The sequence below is a fragment of the Thermoanaerobacter sp. CM-CNRG TB177 genome (genome assembly GCF_018588165.1).
Classification (GTDB): domain Bacteria; phylum Bacillota; class Thermoanaerobacteria; order Thermoanaerobacterales; family Thermoanaerobacteraceae; genus Thermoanaerobacter; species Thermoanaerobacter thermocopriae.
Genome location: NZ_JAFCAC010000051.1, coordinates 73,113 through 93,712, shown reverse-complemented (window position 1 = coordinate 93,712; position 20,600 = coordinate 73,113). Strand labels below are relative to the sequence as shown.

Annotated in this window: 20 protein-coding genes and 2 pseudogenes; 4 read left to right on the top strand and 18 right to left on the bottom strand. The window is 32.8% G+C overall.

Going from position 1 to position 20,600, the window contains the following annotated elements; translation table 11 throughout:
- The first annotated feature begins 202 nt into the window (after window positions 1-202).
- Both I4N53_RS04940 and I4N53_RS04935 read left to right on the top strand, forming a co-directional pair.
- Entirely contained in the window at window positions 203-433 is a 231-nt protein-coding gene (locus tag I4N53_RS04940) for a transposase (RefSeq protein WP_214495737.1), read from the top strand.
- A gap of 3 nt (window positions 434-436) precedes the next feature.
- A complete protein-coding gene (locus I4N53_RS04935; protein ID WP_214495736.1) occupies window positions 437-757 on the top strand; it encodes a hypothetical protein in 321 nt (106 codons plus the stop codon).
- A 97-nt stretch (window positions 758-854) separates the two neighbouring features.
- On the opposite strand, the gene I4N53_RS04930 is transcribed toward I4N53_RS04935, so the two are convergent.
- From I4N53_RS04930 to I4N53_RS04880, 11 genes are all read right to left on the bottom strand, one after another.
- On the bottom strand, window positions 855-2,018 hold the full coding sequence (locus I4N53_RS04930; protein WP_214495735.1) for an SIS domain-containing protein: 1,164 nt from the start codon (window positions 2,016-2,018) through the stop codon (window positions 855-857).
- Window positions 2,019-2,040: 22 nt separating this feature from the next.
- A complete protein-coding gene (gene pfkB, locus I4N53_RS04925) occupies window positions 2,041-2,970 on the bottom strand; it encodes a 1-phosphofructokinase (protein ID WP_214495734.1) in 930 nt (309 codons plus the stop codon).
- A complete protein-coding gene (gene fba, locus I4N53_RS04920) occupies window positions 2,967-3,821 on the bottom strand; it encodes a class II fructose-1,6-bisphosphate aldolase (protein ID WP_214495733.1) in 855 nt (284 codons plus the stop codon). The genes pfkB and fba (I4N53_RS04920) overlap by 4 nt, the downstream gene beginning before the upstream one ends.
- Window positions 3,822-4,053: 232 nt before the next feature.
- The gene (locus I4N53_RS04915) at window positions 4,054-4,785 is read right to left on the bottom strand and encodes a sugar isomerase domain-containing protein (protein WP_214495732.1); all 732 of its coding nucleotides are present in this window, start codon (window positions 4,783-4,785) and stop codon (window positions 4,054-4,056) included.
- 2 nt (window positions 4,786-4,787) lie between these two features.
- Window positions 4,788-6,059: a neutral/alkaline non-lysosomal ceramidase N-terminal domain-containing protein gene (locus I4N53_RS04910; RefSeq protein ID WP_214495731.1), complete on the bottom strand. Its 1,272-nt coding sequence runs from the start codon at window positions 6,057-6,059 to the stop codon at window positions 4,788-4,790.
- The gene (agaF, locus tag I4N53_RS04905; protein WP_214495730.1) at window positions 6,046-6,471 is read right to left on the bottom strand and encodes a PTS galactosamine/N-acetylgalactosamine transporter subunit IIA; all 426 of its coding nucleotides are present in this window, start codon (window positions 6,469-6,471) and stop codon (window positions 6,046-6,048) included. The genes I4N53_RS04910 and agaF overlap by 14 nt, the downstream gene beginning before the upstream one ends.
- Before the next feature lie 63 nt (window positions 6,472-6,534).
- Window positions 6,535-7,338, bottom strand: a complete 804-nt coding sequence (locus I4N53_RS04900) for a PTS system mannose/fructose/sorbose family transporter subunit IID (RefSeq protein WP_214495729.1) — start codon at window positions 7,336-7,338, stop codon at window positions 6,535-6,537.
- Window positions 7,328-8,092, bottom strand: a complete 765-nt coding sequence (gene agaW, locus I4N53_RS04895; RefSeq protein WP_214495739.1) for a PTS N-acetylgalactosamine transporter subunit IIC — start codon at window positions 8,090-8,092, stop codon at window positions 7,328-7,330. The genes I4N53_RS04900 and agaW overlap by 11 nt, the downstream gene beginning before the upstream one ends.
- A 3-nt stretch (window positions 8,093-8,095) precedes the next feature.
- Entirely contained in the window at window positions 8,096-8,578 is a 483-nt protein-coding gene (gene agaV / locus I4N53_RS04890) for a PTS N-acetylgalactosamine transporter subunit IIB (protein WP_214495728.1), read from the bottom strand.
- 95 nt (window positions 8,579-8,673) lie between these two features.
- A complete protein-coding gene (locus I4N53_RS04885) occupies window positions 8,674-11,421 on the bottom strand; it encodes a sigma 54-interacting transcriptional regulator (RefSeq protein ID WP_214495727.1) in 2,748 nt (915 codons plus the stop codon).
- A 101-nt stretch (window positions 11,422-11,522) separates the two neighbouring features.
- The gene (locus tag I4N53_RS04880) at window positions 11,523-12,674 is read right to left on the bottom strand and encodes a sugar MFS transporter (RefSeq protein WP_019907216.1); all 1,152 of its coding nucleotides are present in this window, start codon (window positions 12,672-12,674) and stop codon (window positions 11,523-11,525) included.
- Between the two features lie 159 nt (window positions 12,675-12,833).
- Between I4N53_RS04880 and I4N53_RS12330 the strand changes: the two genes are divergently transcribed.
- Window positions 12,834-12,959 (top strand): hypothetical protein, encoded by a 126-nt coding sequence (locus I4N53_RS12330; RefSeq protein ID WP_019907215.1) that lies wholly within the window; start codon window positions 12,834-12,836, stop codon window positions 12,957-12,959.
- Window positions 12,956-13,329 (top strand): annotated as a pseudogene (locus I4N53_RS04875) (IS481 family transposase); the annotation flags it as partial. The gene I4N53_RS12330 and the pseudogene I4N53_RS04875, both read left to right, overlap by 4 nt.
- 66 nt (window positions 13,330-13,395) lie before the next feature.
- Here the strand turns inward: I4N53_RS04875 and I4N53_RS12645 are convergent.
- From I4N53_RS12645 to gatB, 7 genes and pseudogenes are all read right to left on the bottom strand, one after another.
- Window positions 13,396-13,510: pseudogene (locus tag I4N53_RS12645) on the bottom strand (IS481 family transposase); the annotation flags it as partial.
- A 41-nt stretch (window positions 13,511-13,551) separates the two neighbouring features.
- On the bottom strand, window positions 13,552-14,892 hold the full coding sequence (locus tag I4N53_RS04870) for a class II D-tagatose-bisphosphate aldolase, non-catalytic subunit (protein ID WP_019907213.1): 1,341 nt from the start codon (window positions 14,890-14,892) through the stop codon (window positions 13,552-13,554).
- An 858-nt stretch (window positions 14,893-15,750) separates the two neighbouring features.
- Entirely contained in the window at window positions 15,751-15,885 is a 135-nt protein-coding gene (locus I4N53_RS12325; protein ID WP_019907210.1) for a hypothetical protein, read from the bottom strand.
- A gap of 431 nt (window positions 15,886-16,316) precedes the next feature.
- Complete coding sequence (fba, locus tag I4N53_RS04865; RefSeq protein WP_019907208.1) at window positions 16,317-17,171, bottom strand: class II fructose-1,6-bisphosphate aldolase; 855 nt, start codon at window positions 17,169-17,171, stop codon at window positions 16,317-16,319.
- Between the two features lie 25 nt (window positions 17,172-17,196).
- The gene (locus I4N53_RS04860) at window positions 17,197-18,243 is read right to left on the bottom strand and encodes a galactitol-1-phosphate 5-dehydrogenase (protein ID WP_019907207.1); all 1,047 of its coding nucleotides are present in this window, start codon (window positions 18,241-18,243) and stop codon (window positions 17,197-17,199) included.
- A gap of 507 nt (window positions 18,244-18,750) precedes the next feature.
- Window positions 18,751-20,109, bottom strand: a complete 1,359-nt coding sequence (locus I4N53_RS04855; protein ID WP_019907206.1) for a PTS galactitol transporter subunit IIC — start codon at window positions 20,107-20,109, stop codon at window positions 18,751-18,753.
- A 5-nt stretch (window positions 20,110-20,114) separates the two neighbouring features.
- Window positions 20,115-20,414 carry a PTS galactitol transporter subunit IIB gene (gatB, locus tag I4N53_RS04850; protein WP_019907205.1) on the bottom strand — a complete coding sequence of 100 codons (300 nt, stop codon included), beginning with the start codon at window positions 20,412-20,414 and terminating at the stop codon, window positions 20,115-20,117.
- Window positions 20,415-20,600 lie beyond the last annotated feature (186 nt).

The window sequence follows — 20,600 nt, the reverse complement described above, 5'->3', positions numbered from 1 at the left end:
TAAAGGTGGGCATTCAGAAAAAATACCCACCCCAACTATTGACAAAGAGCCAAAATATCTAAGTCAAATTTTCAACGCTTAAATTATAGCAGATTACTGTCATCGAGTCAATCATGCTATTTCTTTTGCGTTATTATTCTGTGATATTGTCATATTGAAAGTATTCTGCGATAATGTCAGTATGAGAAGGGAAGAAATTAATATGACAAAGAGGGAATTACAAAAATTAATCATCATTCAGCAAACAATTGAAAGAAAATTAACAGTGAGGGAAGCTGCGCAGGCTTTAGACCTAAGTGAACGTCAAATTTTTAGATTAAAAAAGGTGGTTAGTGAACAAGGTGAGTCTTTTGTGATTCATAAAAATAAAGGTCGTAAGCCTGCTAATGCTACCCCTCCAGAAGTTGTTAACAAGGTCATCTATTTGAAATAAAATGTGTATTTTGATGCTAATTTTTCTCATTTTAGAGATTTACTTGAAGAAAGGGAAGGGATTATACTTAGTCAACCTACTGTGTATAGAATTTTATCCTCGGCTGGTATTGAAAGCGATAGAAATAAAATAATCGTCCTTATCAACTTCAGGATAGGAATAGGACAGTACGGCAACCAAGTATTTGCCGTACAAAAGCTCGATGAACATCCCAAAAAGCTCCAAAAACCTACTCAATCAACTTCATCGAGGAAATCAAAAGCTTATAAGCCTGCTTTTAATCACACATGGAAGCAGAACTGGTCAAGCACAAGCTTATACTGATAGGAGGAATATGGCAGAGAACTTATAAACTCTCTATACGATTCCACCTGTACTTGGTGTTAGTTATGCCACGGAGTAACTTCTCCATGGCTTTAAGTTAAACATATTCATAAATTATAACACCTTTAACAACTCTATTTACTCTTCCTTCAGGGTTTGGATTGTCAGGTGTTATTCCTAAGTTTAAGGACTTATAAAAAGCTAACATTTGTGCATAAACAATATATAGAGGTGTTAAAAAAGCTTCTTCTACATTGGTAAAGTCCTGTCTCAATTTGAATATATAATCTATTCCATCTATTTGCAAATCTTCTGGCAGAAAAGCCATTAATCTTCTTTTCCCGGGTTCATTTGCTATCTCTTTTATGAGGTCTAAATCATATTTTTGTGTATAAGGATTGTTTGACACAAAAAACCCTAAAAGTGTTTTATCATTTATCACAGATTTTGGTCCGTGCCTAAATCCTAAAGGCGTATTAAAATTAGTATTGACTTCTCCTCGTGATAATTCTAAAGATTTTAATGCAGCTTCTGCTGCACATCCTTTTAAGTTGCCACTGCCTAAGTATATCAATCTGTCATAGTCAATTTTTGATATCTCTTCCACTATGCTCGCCTCTTCTTCTATTATTCTCTCTGCTTCTTTTGCTAATTTTTCAAATAAGTCTTTTTTGCTCTCAATTTGTTCTATGTGTGGCAGCATTAAATCTGTTAAAAGCATACATGTGAAACTACTTGTCATTGCAAAACCTTCATCATTTGATTCTTCCGGCATAAATATGTTTAAAGAATTTTTCTTGTCAATTGTGCTTTTTGCCATTTTGCCATTTTTATTACAGGTGACGTTTAAAAAATAAACATCCTTTATAATTTTTTCTGCTAACTCTATTGTAGCCATACTTTCTGGACTGTCGCCAGACCTTCCATGGGAAATTAAAAGAGTGGGTTTGTCTTTAAAGAAGAAGTTTTGAGGTGATGCAACAATATCCGTTGTGTCAATCGCTTCTACGTCTTGTCCCAGCATTTTTCTTAAATAACCTTCACTGCTATAGCCTACAAAGGCAGATGTTCCTGCACCAGTTAGTATGATTTTTAAATCTTTTAATTGTAATATTGGGTTTAAAAATTCGGCAATTTCTCTTTTTTGATTTAAAAAAATATTAAAAAGTTCTCTCCATAATCGCGGCTGCTGATTTATTTCTTTCGCTGTAGCATATCCTTTCCTTTCTTTTAATTGTTCTTCACTGTAACCTAATAACATGTCCATACCCCCTGTTTTTATTTTAAAGTTTTTGTACTTTGACATTATTTTTTAGATATTCTACGTCTTCAATCGTCACATATCCTGTCTTGTAATACATGGCATTTGCCGCACCGCATGCAGTTGCTAATATCGCAGCATCAACAATATCAAGTCCTTTTTTTACGCCAACTGCCATACCTGCAACATATGAATCTCCTGAACCTACAGGACTTGCTACTTTTATTTTAGGTGGTATGAGTCTAAATATTCCTTCCTCACATGCAACAATAGAACCTTCGCTGCCTAAAGATATTGACACAATTGGTATTCCTAATTGATTGAGCTCTAAAGCTGCTTTTTTGATTTCTTCAATATCCCCCAATTCTTTATTAAGCAGTTTTTCTACTTCTTCTTTGTTAGGTTTAATCATAAATGGTTTTGCTCTAATGGCTTTTGATAGGTATGCACCGCTCGTATCTAAAATTAGTTTGGCACCGTTTTGCTTTGAGATATTTATTAGTTCTACATAGATATCTTCAGGAACACCAGAAGGTGCACTTCCAGATGCTGTTATGATATTGCAGCCCTTTGATAGTTCATTAAAATTGTCTAAAAATTTTTCTACATGCTCCTGAGACACATAAGGTCCCTTTTCCAAGATTTCTGTCTGAGTTTTTGATACAGGATCTAAAATTGCTATACAGGTACGAGTCTCTCCTTCTATTTTGATAAAGCTACATTTGACACCTATTTTGTTAAGCTCTTCTTCTATGAATTCTCCCGATTTACCGCCTAAAAATCCTGTTGCTGTTACCTCTTCTCCTAATGTTTTTATAACCTTTGTTACATTGATTCCCTTGCCACCTGCCACGCTGTTTTCTTCCTCGGCTCTGAAAATTTTGCCCACTTGAAAATTGTCTACTCTGTAACTTCTGTCAACTGATGGATTTAAAGTGACTGTCAATATCATGCTCTTTCACCACAGCCAAAAAGTTTTATTTTTTCTTTTACGACTTCTTCTATTGCTCTTTCTCCAGGTGCAAGGAATTTTCTTGGATCGCTCTCATCTGGGTTATTTTTAAATACTTCTTTTATTGCATTTGCAAAAGGAATTTTTAATTCTGTAGCAATGTTTAATTTGCATATACCCAGCGCTATAGCTTTTTTTACCAACTCATCAGGAACTCCTGATGCACCATGAAGTACCAATGGAATGTCTACTAAGTTCGCTATTTCTTTTAACCTTTCAAAGTCAACTTTTACTTCTCCTTTGTACATCCCATGGGCCGTGCCAATTGCTATGGCTAATGAGTCAACTCCTGTCTTCTCTACAAAATCCGCTGCCATTTTGGGATCTGTAAATGCACTTTTATCTTCTTTCACGTACATATCGTCTTCAACGCCTACTATACTCCCAAGTTCTGCTTCTACAGTCACCCCTGCTGCATAAGCTACTTCTACAACTTTTTTTGTCAGTTCGACATTTTGTTCATAGGAAAGCATTGAGCCGTCAATCATTACTGAAGTGTAACCTGCTCTTATGCATTTTACAACGAGTTCAAAGGAATTTCCGTGGTCTAAATGGAGTGCTATTGGTATGTCATATTTTTCTGATGCGACTTTTGCCATTGCAGCTATATAGTCTTCTCCCGCATGTTTTATTGTACCCGGTGTTGTCTGTAAAATTAAAGGTGATTTCATCTCAGCTGCCGCTTTTACTACCGCTTTTAATGTTTCAAGGTTGTGTATGTTAAAAGCACCTACTGCATATTTGTTTTTCTTTGCATCTTCAAGCATTTGTTTAGTATTGACTAATGGCATTTTGTTCACCTCATGCTGCTGAATTATTTATAAAAAAGTTTCAAGAAGTTTTCATTAATCTCCAATATAAATCTACTTCTATTTTTCATGTTATAATTCACTAAATAAGATACTTTTTTGATAACTACATATTGACATATTGAAATTCTATATTGATTTAAGGTTTTGTACCTTTTAGTAGAGTAGTCACCTCTTACTTTTCTAATCATAATTTTATAGTTATTTTATAATTTTACAATAATTTAATACGAGATTTGTACTTTTGTAGAATTTTTTTATTAAATTCATCACCTTCATCTGTATTACTACTCATAAATATAGGAGGCTTCCACCCTTTATCAAGTATGATTTCAACTGCTCTGCTTATTACAGAATTAACAATCAAAACCCCAGCAATTGTTGATGTTGGACCCGTTTTTTGCTCAAAATTTTCATATTGTACCGCTGCATCACCAACAACACCACAATTATCAATAACATAGTCAGCAATCTCATATAGTTTTTTCCCACTAGGATGTCTTGATTTTACACTTTTTGAATGGATTAAAGATGTTATTGCAATAACTTTTAGTCCTTTCTCTTTTGCTTCTATCGCCATCTCTACTGTTACGTTGTTTCTACCTGAATTTGATATTATAAATATAATATCGTCTTTAGTAGCACCACTTTGTTCTAACAGTATTTTGCTCAAACCATTCACTCTTTCCATAAGAGTACTTTTATAAGCACCGTCATGCAACATCAAAGATGTTTCCAGTATTGGATACACGGGCACAAAACCACCAGCTCGGTAAAATGGTTCTTCACTAATCATATGGGAATGTCCGGTCCCAAAAAAATATAAAATATTTCCTCTTATTATGGTTTCAGCGCATAATTGAGCTACTTTTTCCATTACATCTAACTGGCTATTTTCAATTTTATTTATCAACTCTTTTATAACATCAATATACTTAAATGACATTTCTAACATCCTCCTATATAGTTCAATATTGAATTCATAATCTTTTCAGAACTTCCTCGTGGTAACAATGTAACTAAACTTTCATAGCCACTTTCTTGATATTCTTTTTCAGGCATAATATATCCTATATAATCTTCTGAATATCCTGCAATCAAAGTTAATTTATTACTACATTTCTTTATTTTAAGACCTAATTCAGAAAACAACTCTCCAGGTATAGAAACTACTCGTAATTCTCCTATATCAATTATACTTATTTTTACTTCTACTTCTTTCAATTCAAATTTATTCAACTTATCTATATTTTCGAGTACTTGTAGCTGAACCTCTATCTTTCTTTTATCTCCATTATTAAAAAGTTTACCCATTTTTTTTCTTAGTTTCATAATCTGTTTATTAATATCAGTGTCATTAAAACGGGTTTTTTTATCAAATTTAAATACTATATCTTTTCTCCTTAGATTATTTAATTCAATTTTTCTGCTTTCTTTAAGAGAACGCAAAAACTGATTTGCTAACTCTTCCCCTATTCGCTTGGCCTCTTGAAAACTGCGAGATAGTCTTGTAAATCGTGTGCTCACATCACCGGCAGAACCATTCAGCGCTATTACAACACAATTATTTAAATATTTTGAAAGAACTTTTCTCATATAACCTACAAAATCAGCAGAAATATAATAATTTTCTTCGCCTAAAACTGTTGGATGACAAGAAAAATTAACAATTGCACCAATTGTTTGTCCCATTTTATTTTCAAATCTTATTATAAAGATATCATCATCATACGATTTACCCTTTTGAGCTCTATTTCCATACAGACCTTTTGATTTACCTTTTGATGCAAAAACCGCCACTTCACTCAAGGAATTTATCGAATCATGTATGGCTTCCATTGTTTTCTCTATTACAAATTTTTCATAATCTTCATCTACATAATATACATTTGTAAAAAGACCTTTTCTCACATTTCGTGGAAACCCCTCAGGAGCCGAATGTGTATGAATAGCACTTATTAAAATATTTTGAGGAAATATATTACAAGTTTCATGTATCATCTTCTTTACTTTTTCACAATAATATTTATCAACACCAAGTAAGTCATACGAAATAAACAAAAAATCATAATCATCGGTTTTTAAATATAATACATTAGCATACAAATCATCATTTATACCTGCGCTCTTATATTCCATCCTCTTTAAGTATCCACCCAGATAACATGGTCCATTAGGTGTAATAATTCTATTACTTACACCTATTTTAACTCTCAGCATTCGCCTTTTTCTTCCTTTCTAAAAGATTATCAAGGCTTTCAATTCCATTTTTACCTACATTAATAAGATAATTGACAAATTCGTTAACCTCAAAATTTTCTCTACTAAGTACAGCTTCTATTAACATAGGAATATTAGCACCTGTAATTACATAAACATCACTATAATTTCTGCTCACGAAAGAACATACCCTAAAAGGCGTCCCACCTATTAAATCAGTCAATATTACTACACTCTCATTTTTATCTTTAGCTTCTTTTATAGCATTTTCAATTTGTGCAGTATAAATTTCTAAGTCTTGATTATTAAATTCAATACCTATTAAATTTTCCTGTTTCCCTACTATAATTTCTATTCCATCAATTAAACCCCTTGCAAACTTCCCATGTCCTGTTATAATCAATCTTACCATATATAAACCTCCAAAAATATTTAAAATAGCTTAGAAAGGAAGTTCAAAGAACTCCCTTTCTAATCAGAATATGCCAAAATACTTTGAGACAATACCAAACAATACAACTATTCCTATTATTTTCGAAGGAGATAATCCTTTTTTGAGGAGCCAGTAAATAAAGAGCGTAAATATTAATGGCAACATATTTGGAAGTATCTCATCTAAAACTTTTTGCACTTTAACAGTAGCCTGCCCTGCATGAATAACGAGAGGAGTTTTCATGTTTATATAAGATGCAATTAATGCTCCTACAACAGTAAGACCTACTATTGAAGCTAAAGCAGATATAATTTTTGCTCCAGTTCTAAGTCCTGATAAAGCATTTAATCCCGTGTTATACCCATAATTTATTCCCCAAAATACCAATCCAAAATGTAGTATATTAAACAATACTAAGAATAGGATAGGTCCTAATGGATTCCCTTGCATTGCTAAAGAAGCACCTAATCCTGCCATTATCGGTAGTGCTGTCAGCCAAAGAAGAGCATCGCCGATGCCTCCAAGAGGCCCCATTAACGCAACTTTTACACCTCTTATTGCTTCTCTATCTGCACCTTTTTCCTCCATTGCAGCTATTATACCTAAAATTGGTGTGACTAAAAAAGGATGAGTATTAAAAAATTCTAAATGCTCTTTCATTGCTTTTATCAGCTCGTCTTTTTTATCTTTATAAATCTTCTTAAGAGCTGGCAGCAGACTGTAAACCCATCCTCCAGCTTGCATTCTTTCGTAGTTGAAAGATGCCTGAAGAAATAATGAGCGCCATGCCATACTATATAGTTCTTTTTTTGTTAATAACTTATTTTCATTTGGGTTATATACCATCAGACACAACCTCCTTATTGTTACCTTTTGAGCCTAAATTCCCATTATAATAACTGTATGCTGCTAAAATTATTCCTATAATAGCAACTGCAATTAATGGTAATTTAAAATAAGATACTAAAACAAAACCTAATACCAAGAAATGAATATACTCTTTCTTTAACATAATTTTCAAAAGCATAGCAAATCCAACAGCCGGCATCATTCCACCTGCTACTCGCAATCCATCCATTATAACTTGGGGAACAGAGTTTATAATATTCTTTGCAGCATCTGCGCCAAAATATAATGGTAAAAAAGCTATTACCGCATAAAATATAAATAAAGGAATCATACCAGCAAGGTTAATGAATTCTACTGCTCTAACATTACCTTCTTCAGCATATTTATCAGCCATATGGATAAACCACGCATAAACTGTTAAAATTAAAGTAATTGCTCCTTGTACCGCTACAGCAAATGGTACAGCTAACCCTACTGCGACTTTTGGATCAAGATTTGCTAATATAGCAAATGCTGTCCCTAAGATACCACCAATAACTACATTTGGCGGCTGAGCTCCCGCTAATGGAACCATCCCCATAAACACCAATTCTAAAGCAGCTCCCACAACTAATCCTTTTTCAAAATCTCCTAATATCAAGCCAACAATCGGGCCCGTTACTATTGGCCTGTGAAAATGCAATTGTCCATCAAAAAGATCTACACCAGCAAGTCCCGCATACAACGCTATTAATAAAGCTTTTACTAACATCATTTAACCCTCCTTAATTAACTCCATAATATCTATACCTTTTTCAGAAGGCACTCTTCTTACCTCGCATTTTACTCCTAGGTCGTTTAATCTTTTAAATGCTGCAATATCATTTTCGTCAACCGAAACTGTAGAAGATATTTGTTTTTTGCATTCTTTAAAATGCATATTTCCAACATTCACTTCTTTTATTGGAACCCCCCCTTCAACGAGTTTTACTAAAACATTCACATCTCTTACAACAATAAATATTTTTTGATGAGGAGCTGCTTTGTGTATTTTTTGTATTGTCTCTTCTACCGTAAAATAACGCGTAGATACACCCGGTGGCGCCGCCAAATCTAATAACACTTGTTGCGTCTTATCCTTTGCCACTTCATCATCCACTACAATAATAAGATTTGCACCCACATGAGATGACCATGTTACCGCTACCTGACCATGTATCAATCTATTATCTATTCTTGTTAAGACTATATTTGGCAATAAACATCACTCCTTTTAAATACGTTAAGACTATTTTACTAATATTTTTTATGCAAAAAATATGCCAAGTAGTGTAATACCTACTTGGTCCACTTTTAAACAGCTAAATTTTTTACTTTAGAATAGATAAGGTCATATATAAGCCCTATTTCCGCCGTCGGTATATCCACTTTATAAGTTTCTTCTATGACACTAAAAGAAGATTTAACGAAATTTATGAACTGTCTATGACACTGTTCAAACTCTTCTAAACTACTGTAAAACACAATGGGCTCTTTCATTACTAATCTTTCAATCATTACACTAACGTGTATATATAAGCTTATTTTTAAATCATTTGAAAACCTCACACCAATGAATCTTTCTAAATCGGAAATAGCTTTTTCAACTTGAGCAATTATTTTATCAGGATTTAATATTGTCAAATGATGTAACACATTTTGCAAAGAAAAAAGTCTGACTATCGTTTGATTGATTCGCTGAATTTTTTCAGCATCCGCAACCCCTCTTAAAACTTTACTCAATAGTACATCGCCCTTTCCAGCAATCAAATCTTCTAACGACAAATAAGGTATTTCTTTTATGCCAGGATCTGCTGTACCAATAATTAATTTAACATTAAAGTCTTTAAATATCTCGTCTTTTACACCATTACCTTTAAGTCTATTATAATCGTACGCAATTATTTCAATATCTTCATTTACAAAGCATTCTTTTAAAAGTTCTTTTATTTTTACAGCAGTTCCTATTCCCGTTATACAAGTAGCAATAATAGCATTTCTTTTATTTTTTTGCGACTTAATGAGTTTATAACTACTGCTATTTCTTTGGATTGATTCTGTAACAATTTGTTCTATAGGCTGATTTTGCATTATCTTGTTGCCAACGTCTAAAGCCAATTGAGTAGTAATATTATTAATAATTGCTATGTCTCCCTCGACAATGTCAGTCAAAGACTTGTATATCTCCTCTAAAGAACCCATATCAACCAATATAATGATTCCTTTGGAGGTATCTATATTCTTTAAATAATCTTGAACTTTTAGCATAATTTCCTGTGTTGACATCTCAATTGGCATATCAAAAGCTTCAAAAACAAACTGTCCCAAAAGCCTATTGGCGACGCTGGCTATGCTACTGGCAGTTGAATAACCATGGGCTATTATTATAGAATTTATGAGATTTGTATTGTCACTTTTATTTAAACTTTTAATATAAAGCGTAAAATAAATTACAGCTATTTGGTTGAGCTTGACGTCCAGGTTAACTTCAATAAGTTCTACCATTTTATTAGCTATTATAAACTCTTTGGGAAAAACATTTTTCAAAACTCTGTATACCATTTTTATATTCTCAGAATACTTCTCGTAAGTTACATCGCTTAATAAATAATTAATAAAATGCGTCAATACTAAAACTGAATTACCATAATATTTAATCCCATACATATTTTGTATTATATTTAACACATTCTCCACTACGCTTTTGATAGCATTGAAAACTATCGAATCTATATAAGTATTGTCATTTTTAAAAATTATTTTATCTGTAAATTCATTCAAATAAATTAAAGCGTCTTTTTTAAAAGTATCCTCACTTATTTCTTTGCTGCTATATCTCTCAAATAGTTCAAATAGCTTGTTCACTACCTCATAAACCTCTCTATCGTCTCCTTTATCCCATGTTAAATCTTCATCTTTCCTATTGTGAGAAATTAACATGCCGTTAAAGTGAAAATTACTTTTTATTATATCTAAATCAGCCTGCATTTCTCTCGGCAGGTCATATAGATGGATTCGCAATATATTTGTCTTCTCTCTTATGACATGGTTATAGGCTTGAGCACAGCTATATTTTATAACATTTATAAGTTTGCCAATGTTGCCAGAAATTTTAGTTTTAAGAAGTACATTAAGGACTTGCTTGCTTATTAAAATATCCATTTCCAGATTTTTGGCCTCATTTTTGTAAAAGTTATAGATAAGTTGTAACCTTTCATGTAAAGGTCTGTCATAAAGGGAAGGAATGTTTACAACTAATGGGATTCTTCTTAAAAAAGTCTTTGTCAAAGTTTGCTCAGGGTCTTCTGTTGTAGCAAAAATAAACCTTACTTTCGCCGTTCTCCAGTTGCCTGTCTCACCAAGTCTTCTGAATATTCCTTTGTCCAAAAATAGAAACAATTTTTCCTGCCCTTCTGGTGGAAGCCTGTGAACTTCATCCAAAAATAAATACCCGCCGTCTGCTTCCTCTAAAAGGCCCGGCTTATCTCTATCCGCCCCTGTAAATGCCCCTTTCACATAGCCAAAAAGATTTGCGGAAAGTAGTTCAGGATTATTGGCGTATTCAGCACAATTAAATATTACATAAGGAGCATTTTCATCTATAGCACCAATGGATTTAGCATATTCGTAAATAAGCTGCGCAATATAACTTTTACCTACTCCTGTATTTCCAATTAACAAAATGGGTAGTCCATTGGGAGGGTAAGAAGCAGCTGATTTACATAATTTCACTTGTGTTTTAAGGCTGCCATTATATCCTATAAGCTTTATAAAAGGATCATCACTTGAAACCTTTACAGTTGAATCCAAGGTTTTAGCCGTTTCTTTGAATTCTTTTGCCTTCTTTTCATAAACTTCTTTGTCTAAAAAATAGACAGGCCTTGTGTTTATCTTTATTATTTTGCCTTCTTTATAAAGTTCATTTAATAAATGGCTTGCGACGTTTCTCTTTAAATTCAATTTTTGGGCAATTTCTTGGGCAGTTAATCCCTTCTTTTCTTTAATATTTATTTCTTTTGATAAATCCTTTACTAAATTAAATACTCTTTCTTTGTTTGTCACGGACGATCTCCCCTTTAAGATTTCAAAACTTTTGTAAATTATCGTATTAATCTAATCTTATTATAAGTATATCACATAAAAACAAAAATTTTTAAAAGTAATTATTCACTAACCTCTTTTTTAATTGTTTGAGATAAAATCAACGACATAAAAACTACTACAATCATAAATACCAATATTGCAGAAAAACCTACAAAAACGCCAAAGAGGTCGTTTAGTTTGCCAATCAAAAAATTTGCAAACATATTTATGGTTGAGGCTATGGTTACAGTAATACCAATTATAGCACTGACGTGCTTTTTAAATTCTTTCATAATTGTGGCAATGACGGTTGGAAAAATTATTGAATAAAAAAAGCCTGAAATAGAAATTGAAAAGGCTAAGCTTTTCGACAACATGCCTATTGCAATAAACACTGCAGCACAAAGCGAAAAAACTGAAAGGCTTTTAAGACATCCAACCTTTTCGACAATAAAACCGCCAAATAATCTCCCTAATGTGAAAGTTGCAAAGAAAATGGAAAGGTATAGAGAACTTATTGTGTTATCCATCTTATACCATTCCCTTAAAAATGTAACAGCCCAATTTCCTACACCAAGTTCAGAAGCAACATAAAAACCTAACATAATTGCAAAAAGCCACATTCTTTTATTCCCTAATATTTCGCCATAATTTATTTTTTCTTTTATTATATGTTGTCCCTCTTGTATTTTAATAGCCAAAGTAGCCAGTATAAGAGTGAAAGCTAAAGCTGCTACACTCAAATATACCAACTGCCACGTAAAGTTAAAATGAAGCAATTTCACAGTTATATTAGGGGATATAATAGCTCCCACTCCATAAAAAAAATGAAGCAAATTCATCATTATTGCCTGATTCATTATAAATACCAATGCAGCAATGGCATTTATGCCTATTTCCACAGAACCCATCCCCATATTCATAATAAAGGCAAAAAGAAGGAATAAAATAAAATTGGGTGCCATTGAAATTCCAATTATACCTAGTAGTATAAGTAATAAACCACTTAAAAGAACTAATTTTCTCCCTATCTTCTCTGTTAAAAACCCTCCAAAAAAAGTTGACAAAATAAACCCTAAACTTCCTACAGATAAAAACAAACCCATCATTGTATAGTCGATACTATAAAAGGTTTTAATGCTCAGTATAAGGGGTCCTTTGACATTTTCTATTATTCCTATGAGCATCATCAAAAGGTAAATTATAACGATTGTGTATGTATTTTTGTTCAATAAAAATACCTCCCTTGTTTTTACTGTGTATAATAATTATACAGAAAACAAGGGAGGAAAAACAAATTTTACTTGGTATCACGGGGGCTCGAATAGGTATAGAATATGTGTAGAATAGGTATAAATATATTTCCCACTTTGAAAAAATAGAGGAAGAGAATGAAGAAGAAGAAATTAAAAAAAGTTGAGGCTGTCTCCCTCCTCTTTGACATAATTAAAAAGGGAAACATATCTTTCAAAAGAACCACAAATAAACTTCCAAGATGGGAGGTCAGCCTTCTATGAATATTATAACATATCATGAGTTTAGAAAAATATCTCTTGAAAAAGCTAAAGAAGTCGTTAGAAAAATTTTTAAACGAAATAATTGTAATATCTTAAAACCGCAAAAATACTTGGTATTTCAAGGGATACTGTCCATAGTGCTATCAATGGTTATCTTCACGATATATCTCGAAAACCTAAAAATTCTCCTAGAAAAACTCCTGCTCAATTAAAAAACCTTATTATCCTTGAAGCAAAAAGAACTGGCTTCAGATACAGGCGTTTGGCTCTCTATTTGTATAGAAAATATGGCCTGAAAATAAGTGAAAATACAATAAAATCAGGGTCAACTTTTTTAAGGACATCTTCAAGAAGCAAAGTAGGAAAGAAACAGACATGAAAAGAAACCATCACTTTGGATTCCTTAAACTTTTCATTAGGAATCCTTCCTTTCATTAAATCTAGTTCTTGCTCCAACATCTATAATATTCCACTCAAAACGAGGCAAATTATATTTTTCTATACGTTGGGCTACTTCAGGAGTAAGACTTTCCTTTGTCTAAAAGGTGCCTATACTTATTTATTGTTAAATATTTAACTTACCATACCTTTGTTATATTAGTTTAAATTCTCCACTTGTCGGATTAGTAGCATACAAATACTTATCAATGCAATTTCCAATTTTATCTTTTACTAAATTCTCAGGATCATTTTTTAATAGTCCCATTCTAATTTTTTCATATTGAATAGGCATATACTGACTTATTAAGGTTAATGGTATCTCAACATTTGTTAAATTTTTAAACAACCTAGACATAGATGCTCTAACTTCATTTTCGATTAGATAATACCTACATCTATCAGAATAGCTGTATTTTCTAGCAATTCTAATTTTATTATCATCACCGTAATAATACTGTTCCCAATACTTCGGATTATTTAACATTGCTGTATCAAGGATATCAATAAAATTTGACATCTCAATATCATGATTATCTTTAAATAATTCTTTTTCTATAATATTCAGAGCAAACAATCCTTCCCTTAATGCAAAAGTCAATTCAGGTCCAACTTTAAGTATAGCAAATCCATCTCTCACCATTTCTTTTAGTAGTTTTGCAGGTTGATAATCCGTAGAGTGGGCTTCAAATACTAAATTAGGATACTTTTTTAAAGCACTTACTAAATTTTCAGCCTGTTGGTGATCATATTCATGAATATTTTCAACTCCAAATTCCACCCCAGGCTGCACAACCACTGCTACAACATCTTCCCATGCGTTTCCTAAACCATATTTATAGAAAGTGCTTTTATACACTTCCACAGTTTCTTCAAAATCCGCCGGCTTTGTTACTTGTATTTCATTATTATTTTCTTTTTGAGAACCTCCTGGAACAGGAACTTCACTACCTATTACATAAACTGGATGAAGAGCATAAGGATTAGACTTTTTTAACTCCTCAAAAGCTCTTTCTGCTACTGATACAAGTATCGCTCCTCTCTCCGCAATAGTTTCAGTATCTAGTTTGATATTTATGTTATCATCTCCAAGAAACATACTTGTATCTACATGAATTTTCGTAAAGCCAGCCATCACAAATTGTTTAACAAGTTCTTTTGCTTCTTCCATTGCTTTTTTCGCTTGTTGATTTTTCCATGGCAAAGGTCCTAAGTGGTCCCCGCCAAGGATTATTCTATTTTCTGGGAAGTTTATCCTTTTGGCTATAGAATACACAAAATCTCTAAAATCAATAGGTTTCATATTCGTATAGCCACCATATTGATTTACTTGATTAGCCGTTGCTTCAATTAAAACATAACTATCCATACTCAATGCCTTCTCCATTGCAACTTGAATAACTATTTCATTTGCACTACAAACTGAATAAATACCTATTGGAATTCCCTTTTTTTGTAGTTTAACAACGTTTTTCAAAGGATGTTCTGTATTCACATTATCCCTCCCAATATAAGTTAAATCATCAAAGGTATTTTTTATTCGAAAAAGTACTTAAATTAATTCTTTATCCAAAAAACTCCTTCTAGTGAGAACCATAGTAAATTCACTTGATTATTCCTTGTTCATTCTAATTATGGTAATATGGTTTTTATTATCTTTGATCCTAACCAGAAAGATAAAAATATTTTAATTAATTTTCAGACTTTCTCAAATTAGATAATCCAAACTGGTTGAAAATTAGGTAGTATAAAGATTGTAAGAAGTTATATTCAAAAAAAACTTTAATAATTGTCAACTATTTGTTATTTTTCCCGAATGGATATAACAGTTTTTGAATTTCAGGAGCATTCAAGTTATCCTTTGTAACAACAATAACTCCTGTATTTATTCGTTTATCGACACTCTTACCATTTAATACGTCAACAAGTGTTTTAACCCCTAAGTATCACATCTTATATGGATTCTGTATTATCAAAACTTGCAAAGAACCCGCTTCTAGAGCAGGCTATCTCGGCCTCAGATGAATCAAAACCTACAACTTTAATTTTCCCAGCCATATTCCTTTCTTCAATAGCACAAACTACTCCCACCGCTACCAGTTCATTTACAGCAAAAATTCCTGCTAAATACAGTTATTAAATCCTGCGTTATAGAGAGCGCTTTTGCAGCATCAGCATCACAATATTGTGTTGCTACTATCTCGATATTTGGATATTTCTTAGCTATTTGGTCCTTAAATCCTTTTTCCCTTGAATCGCCGTTCTATCACCTGCAGTAAAATTCATTATTGCGACTTTACCCTTTTCACCAATGAGCTTTGCTAATTTATCAGCAGCTTGCGCACTTGTTGCCTCATTTGTCAGTCGCTATAAATCTTGAAATTTTATCACTGTTTACTTCTGAATCGATCTCAATTACAGGAATGCCCGCAACTACAGCCTTATCTACATGTGGAGCTAAAGAATCAGGATTTGATGCTGCTAACATACTTCCCTCCACTTTATTATTTATAGCATCTTCTCCAAAATGGATCTCTATATCCGTTTCTGAAGCTGGTCTCTTAATATAAAACTTCTACTCCCAACTCCTTAGCAGCATCTTGAGCTCCTTTAGCGGCAGTTGCCCAAAATTCAGAGTTTGTTGTTTTAACAATAACTGCTATACGTTTAGTAGCACTCTTCCGTTCATTGCTAACATCACTTATAGAAAAAATTGATGAACTAGTTTGATTACAATTTAGTATCACGGTCTTTTGTCTTAGATTTTTTTATATCTTCTTTTACTATTATAATGTCACTTCTATTATTGGCTTTATTTCAATTTGTCCGTTTTGTACTATCGGAAATGTGTCTGCCAATCACCTGTAAAAGCTTTTTACTTTTTGATATATTATGATATATTACAACTATTAATTATTATTAAATTTTGCCATTACACCCAGCAAGGCGAATTTTTGATATGGCTACATGTTTCACTGCTTCCATTGCCAGTTTAAAATATTTCCTTGGATCATATTCGTTAGGATTTTCCATAAAAAAATTTTTTAAGGCTTTCCCAAGAGCGTTTTTCAAATCTGTAGCTATATTTATTTTATTAATTCCCAACTCAACTGCTCTCTTTATCATTTCATCAGGTACACCGGAAGCCCCATGTAATACAAGCGGAATATTCACAAGCTTTCTTATCATTTTTAACCTTCTAAAATCAATCTTGGGAGTATCTTTATACATACCATGTGCTGTTCCTATTGCTATTGCAAGTGAATCTATTCCTGTCCTTTCAACATATTCTACAGCCATATCTGGATCTGTTAGGGAAGCTTCATAGTCGCTTACTGTTAAATCGTCTTCTGTACCTCCTACTCTCCCAAGTTCAGCTTCCACTTGAACATCTCTTTTATGCGCATAATCTACTACCTTTTTAACTAATTCAATATTTTTATCAAATGGAAGTTTTGAGCCATCTACCATAACAGATGTATAACCATTGTCTATACACTTATAAATTGTTTCTAAATCCTCACAATGGTCTAAATGAAGTGATACAGGTATACCATAATCATCCGCAGCAATTTTAGCAATTGCAACTATATATGCTATACCTACATGTTTTAAAGTTCCTGGAGTCGTCTGTAATATTACAGGTGATTTTTCTAATTTAGCAGCATTCATTACGGCTTTTAGTGTTTCAAGATTGTGGATATTGAATGCAGCTATTGCATAACCATCTTCCATTGCTTTATATAAAAGTTCTCTTGATGAGATTAATCCCATTTCAACCCTCCTCTTTTTTTATCATTTATTCATTTACAAGCATTATCTTGCCCTTAACTAATCCTGGTGTCTTATACATATCAAAAGCTTCTTTTATTCTACTTAATGGAAACTTTTTATAGATGATTTCCTCATCAAATTTAAGCTGTTTTGTGGCAAAGAAATGTGATGTGAGTTCCCATTCTTTTCCAGGAAATGGTGCGCTGTATGACATCCACGAGCCTGTTAAGGTAAATTCTTTTCGATTCATTTTCTCTAACAGCTCAGGTGTAAATGTAACATTTTTTGTAGTTGTACCTATAAAACATATGTTTGATTTATTACCTGCTAGTTCGAATGCTATCTGCATTGTAACCGGGTTACCTGCTGTTTCAAAGATAAAGCCAAACCCTCTATTATAAGTTAACTCATTAACAATTTCTTTATAATTTTTATCAAGTGTATTTATAGTTACATCTGCACCAAGCCTTTTTGCAAGCTCAAGACGTGAATTATCAATATCAAATACAAAAACGCGTTTCGCACCATATATTTTAGCATACTGCATTGCAAAAATGCCTATAGTTCCTCCGCCAAGTATTGCAACATCTTCACCACCATGAAAATTTACGCGATATAAGCCGTGTAATGCTACAGTTGCCGGTTCAAATAATGCTCCTTGTTCAAATGATACTTCAGGTCCTAACTTAATTACATTTCTTGCAGGAAGGGCAATATATTCTGCAAAACTCCCCTGTCTCTTTGATCCTATAAAACTATAATTTTTACACAACGAATAGTTTCCTTTCTGGCACTCATCACATTTGAAACATGGGAGTAGCGGTGTACCAACAACACGTTCTCCAATTTTTATTGACTTTACATTTTTCCCTGTTTCAACTATCTCACCTGCAAACTCATGTCCCAAAACAATTGGAAAATAATGCACTCTACCTTCAAGCACTCTAGGTACATCAGAACCACAAATACCTGTAGTTCTAATTTTTATAACTACTTCATCATCTTTAATAACAGGATCAGGATATTCTTCGTACCTTATATCATTTTTTGCATATAATATTCCTGCTTTCATATAATTACACCTTCCTTTTATATAGTTGCTTTTATATACAATATTTTAGAAAAATAAATATTTACATAATATGCGTGTTAAGTCATGATCAATCTTTTATATAACTATCTCATCTTCTATCTTTTGTTTAATAATAACTTCGCTATTTGATAATCAATAGAATGCACTTTAAAAAATTAAATAATTTTCAAGCAAATTCATTAATTCTTTAGCTACCTCTCAATTGCATGCATGTATATAATAATTTACAAATTCAATTTATGGTTAGAATGAGGTACAGTTCGAATATCCAGATACAGGTTCAAATCATAGTACTGGTTAAACCTACAGAAAGGATAAGCGCGAGAAGGACTTGACGCCAATTATTGCAGTTTCGTCCCCCTCGCATAATCCGTTAATTATCGCCAATACTAAGCCCACAATTCCACAATAAAGAATGAAAAACTATTACTCAAAATAATTCTTTTTTCGTTATAATTTTTTTTCTTTTATTGGATAGGAAAGCTATCATCCAATATTCTCATTTTTTACATATGACTTATTTTTTAGATATTTTGCGCTCATATAAATACCTAAAATATAATAGCCACCGATTAAAATTAAAGCTATTAAATTGCCCATATTTTTGAAATCAAATATTTGAAGCAAAAGATAAGTCAACGGTGAACCACCTTGATCTAATGCTGCAACATGTGTAGCCCCTTTGGGTAACATATTTACCATTTTAGCCAATTGAGTTAACAATGGTACTGTTTCATTAGCAATCCATATATTTATAACCATTATTAAAGATCCTGAAATCAATGTCCTAAAAAGATTACCCCTATGAATTCCCACTGCAATTGCAACAAAGAAACCTATTGTTGCTAAATCTCCAAATGGCAATACTTGATTTCCAGGTACTACCATGGCTAATAGTAATGTAAGTGGAACAAATAGTAGACTTGCCGCTACAACTTCTGAATCCCCTAATAAAAGTGCTGGATCAAGGCCAATATAAAATTCCTTTTCCTTAAATCTGTTTTGGAGAAAATCTCTTGCTGCTTCAGATACAGGCATAAGTCCTTGCATTATTAATTTTACAACTTGCGGCATTAGAATCATAACAGCAGCCATATTCATTCCAAGTTGCGCTATACCTTTAAAGTCATATCCTGCCAATACACCAATTAAAATGCCTAATATTAATCCAATTATCATCGGTTCGCCAAAAACTCCAAACCTTTTCTCAATATATTTGGGATTAATATTTATCTTATTTAGCCCTGGAATTTTATCAATTACAATTTCCACTGGAACAGCAAGTGGAGCACAATAAGCTGAAGTACCATGCGGTATCGCAACACCTTCTAACCCGAAAAAGTCATTCACAATAGGTGCATACCAATCTCCAAACTTATAACTAATAGCCGCATGTATTATCACACCAACCCACGCAATCCATATATTATTTGTCGCAATATATAAAATCGTCCCTGTAAAAGCCATATGCCAAATATTCCATATGTCAACATTGACAACTCTCGTTAGTCCAAAAACCAACATTATGACATTTACCGCAATTGCAATCGGAATCGCTGTCATCGCAATTGGACCCGCCCAAACCATTGGCGAATCTCCCGGCCAACCTACATCTATAATGCTTAACCTAACTCCTAAATTTTTACTCATCGCCTCTGCTGCGGGACCTAAATTATTAAGCATCAGCCCAATAACAAGACCAATTCCTATAAAGCCAATACCTATTGTTACACCTGATCTAAAAGCTTTACCAGGCTTTTGCCCAATTATAAGGGAAATTATGAATATCACTATTGGAAGCATTACTGAAGGACCAAGATTAACAATATATTTAATAAATTCCATAAATTTTATACCTCCTCCTCTTTTAAAGCTTTAATTATTTGTTTCTCTACTTCTTCTATGCCTATTCCAGAAATAAAGGGTATTCCACTAATCAAAGGTTTGCCAAAGTTTTTGGTAACTTTCGAAGTAGTAACAATTATATCGGCTCTTTCACTATTAGCATCCAGTTCAGAAATTCTACATTGTATAACATCTGCTGGAATCCCTGCTTTATTGCATAAATCTTTAATTTTTTGTGCAGCTACTGTGGATGTTGCAACTGCTCCAGCGCAAGCAACTAATATTGTCTTCCTCCTTTTTTCCATAAAAACCCTCCTTTTTTATAAAGTCTTTAGGTCTTTGCAGAATCCCAAAATCCTTATGGATTAAGGGATTCTGCTATATATTTTCAAAGGAATTCCTCCACTTTCGTCGAATTTATATAGAGAACCAAATCCCAAAAAGAAATGGAGGAAATCCTATGAAAATCAAAGCTAAACAACTTTCTCTCA